Source organism: Pseudomonas lactucae (assembly GCF_016937615.1).
In the GTDB taxonomy this organism is placed as follows: domain Bacteria; phylum Pseudomonadota; class Gammaproteobacteria; order Pseudomonadales; family Pseudomonadaceae; genus Aquipseudomonas; species Aquipseudomonas lactucae.
Genome location: NZ_JAFHKI010000249.1, coordinates 1 through 2,796 on the forward strand (window position 1 = coordinate 1; position 2,796 = coordinate 2,796).

Annotated in this window: 5 protein-coding genes; 2 read left to right on the forward strand and 3 right to left on the reverse strand. The window is 62.3% G+C overall.

Annotated elements, in window-relative coordinates; all coding sequences use genetic code 11:
- Positions 1-11: 11 nt before the first annotated feature.
- Positions 12-539 carry an Mpo1 family 2-hydroxy fatty acid dioxygenase gene (locus tag JWR98_RS28995; RefSeq protein ID WP_205491878.1) on the reverse strand — a complete coding sequence of 176 codons (528 nt, stop codon included), beginning with the start codon at positions 537-539 and terminating at the stop codon, positions 12-14.
- A gap of 83 nt (positions 540-622) precedes the next feature.
- On the opposite strand from JWR98_RS28995, the gene JWR98_RS29000 reads away from it, so the two are divergent.
- Positions 623-1,309, forward strand: coding sequence for a Crp/Fnr family transcriptional regulator (locus JWR98_RS29000; protein ID WP_078731064.1), 687 nt, complete (start codon positions 623-625; stop codon positions 1,307-1,309).
- Here JWR98_RS29000 and uraH read toward each other — a convergent pair.
- Positions 1,304-1,714 (reverse strand): hydroxyisourate hydrolase, encoded by a 411-nt coding sequence (gene uraH, locus JWR98_RS29005; protein WP_078731065.1) that lies wholly within the window; start codon positions 1,712-1,714, stop codon positions 1,304-1,306. The genes JWR98_RS29000 and uraH overlap by 6 nt on opposite strands.
- Before the next feature lie 24 nt (positions 1,715-1,738).
- A complete protein-coding gene (locus JWR98_RS29010; protein WP_003170967.1) occupies positions 1,739-2,212 on the reverse strand; it encodes a GlcG/HbpS family heme-binding protein in 474 nt (157 codons plus the stop codon).
- A 100-nt stretch (positions 2,213-2,312) separates the two neighbouring features.
- On the opposite strand from JWR98_RS29010, the gene JWR98_RS29015 reads away from it, so the two are divergent.
- Entirely contained in the window at positions 2,313-2,684 is a 372-nt protein-coding gene (locus JWR98_RS29015; protein ID WP_078822855.1) for a response regulator, read from the forward strand.
- The last annotated feature ends 112 nt before the right edge of the window (positions 2,685-2,796 follow it).

Below are 2,796 nucleotides of genomic sequence, written 5' to 3' on the forward strand. Positions count from 1 at the left end.
CCCTCCCACATTCAGACCCCGCTTGGCTTTAGATCGCGGCGCGCCACCGGGCCCGAGCGTTTCTCAATGTTCGCCTTCAGGTCATGCCGCAACCCCAGCAAAAACGCCACCTCCGCCACCACAAACAACGGCCCCACGATCAACCCCGACACATCGTCCACAAACGCGGGCTTCTTGCCTTCGTAGTAATGGCCGATAAACTGGATCACCCAGCCCACCACGAACATTCCCACGCCAATGCTCAGCCATACCAGGGTGCTCTGCGCCGCCAGTACATGCCCGGCCCATACCGACAAGCCCATCAGTACCGTCATCAGCACGCCCAGGGCCGGTTCCAGGCGCAGGTAAAACCACGCCGACAACAACGCCACGATCACCGCCGGTGAAATCCACAAACCTCCCACTGCCCATTCCGGGCGTGACAGCAGGACGGCCACGGCGACCACAATCAACGGGATACCAATAAAGTGGCTGGCGATATTGCGCGGGTCGCGGTGGTAGGCGGCGTATTGACTGAGGTGATCGACGAGGCTTTTCATTGTTGTTCCTCCTGTAGGATGTTTGATCATGCCCTGTCAGCCAGCGCCTGACTGTCAGCTGGGCGACAATCTTCGGAGTTCTCATGGACGCAGAGCAATGGTATGCCCGGTTGGCCAACGGCCACTGGTTCAGCCACCTGCCGGTCGAGCTACAGCATCGTTTGCTGGCGGCCGCACGGCTGCGCGCGCTGACGGCGGGGCAGTATCTGTTCAAGCGCGGCGACCCGCCGTGTGGGCTTTATGCGGTGCTGGAAGGCGCGGTGCGCATCAGCGCGGTGAACGCGCAGGGCAAGGAAGCGGTGTTGAGCCTGGTGGAAACGCCTTACTGGTTCGGCGAAATCTGCCTGTTCGACAACCTGCCGCGCACCCACGATGCCCAGGCTTCGGGGCCGTGCACGCTGTTGCAGGTGCCGCAGGCAGCCATGCTCGACATCCTCGAAAACCATCCGGCGTATTGGCGCGACGTGGCCCTGTTGATGAGCCACAAACTGCGCCTCTCGTTGATCAATATCGAGCAGATGAGCCTGATGCCCGCGTCGGCGCGCCTGGCCCATCGGTTGCTGATGATCGCCCAGGGCTACGGCGAAATAGACCAGGCGCGTCGCACGTTGCAACTGCCCCAGGAGGACTTGGCGGCGATGCTGGGCCTGTCGCGCCAGACCGCCAACAGCCTGCTCAAGGCGTTGGAACAACAGGGGATCATCGGTCTGAGTTACGGCGCGATTGAGATACTTGACCTCAAGCGTCTGCGGCAGGCCGCGGGCCTATGAACCGCGATATGTGGAGAACCCATAAGGGCTGAGCAATAGCGGAATGTGGTAATGCTGGTCGACCTGTTTCACCTGGAAGATCACCGGCACTTCGGGGAAGAACGTTTCACGGTTGGCCTTTTTGTAGTAATCGCCGGTCTTGAACACCACGCGGTACTCACCCGGTTGCAGGGTTTGGTTGGCTGGGAACAGTTCGGCGATGCGTCCCTGCTCGTTAGTGACGCCTTTGGCGAGTGGCTGCCATTTATCGCCCACCTGTTGCTCCAGGGTGACGCCGACACCGGCGCTCGGCAGGCCATTTTCCAGGTTGAGCACATGCACGCTCAGGGGGTTGCCGGCGGCCAGGGCCAGGTTGCACAGGCCGCTGAGGCTGAGGGTTGCGAGGGTCATGTTGAGGGTTTTCATCGACAGGTCCTTTCGAGGGTGGAATCAGAGAGAAGTTTTCAGGCCCAGCTGCTCGGCGGCCTGGGTGGCGCAGGCGTCGTCCTGCGCGGCGCCGCCGGCACCGGCGATCCCCAGCGCGCCGACCAGCTCGGCGTCGGCAAACAGCGGTACGCCGCCACCGAGCAACAGCAACTCGGGCAAGCTGTTAAGGTTGGCGGCCTCGGGGTTGTTGCGCGCACGTTCGGCAAACAGCCGCGTCGCGGTTTTGCTCGACAGCGCGGTGTAGGCTTTGCGCTGGCTGGCGAGGCTGTTATGCGGGCCGACGCCATCGGCGCGCAGGCTCAGCAACAGGTTGCCGCCGCGGTCCAATACGGTCAGCGCGGCGCTGCAGTGGGCAAGGCCGGCATCGGCCAGTTGGCGGGCCGTGCGCAGATCCAGGTCGGCATGGCGGGGCAATTGCGGTGTGGCCTGTGCGGCGGTGCACAAGGCGAGACTCAAGAACAAGGCAGGGCGAGACATGGTGAAGGCTCCATAAGGCAGGCCGTCACGGTAGTCAGTGAACGTGGTCAGAAACCGCACAATTTGATGACAGGTTTGTAATCGAACCCAGAGGTAAGGCATGCAGGTGTTGTTAGTGGAAGACCAGCCGCAATTGGCGCAGCTCATGGCCCAAGGCTTGAGCGAGGCCGGTTTCGGCGTGGAAGTCGCGGCCAACGGCATGGCGGCGCAGCGCTTTGTGGAAAGCACCGCGTACGACCTGGTGATCCTGGATGTGATGCTGCCGGGCTTGAACGCCTGGAAGTTGCAGCAGGCGATTCGGCACAAGGGCGACACGCCAGTGCTGTTCCTGACCACGCCTGGCGGGATCGAGGATCGCCTGCGCGGGTTGGAGTTGCATGAGGATGATTACCTGCTCAAGCCGTTCGAGGCCAAGGCGTTGGTGGCGCGGGTGAGGAAGTTGTTGCGGCGCGATCGGAGCCGACTTCTGTAGCGCCTGTACCATCCATCGGGGGCATGCCCTAATGCCAGTCAGTCAAGGCTTTGAAGGGGTAAAAAGTGACCTGTGGCGAGGGAGCAAGCTCGCTCGCCACAGATACAGTGTT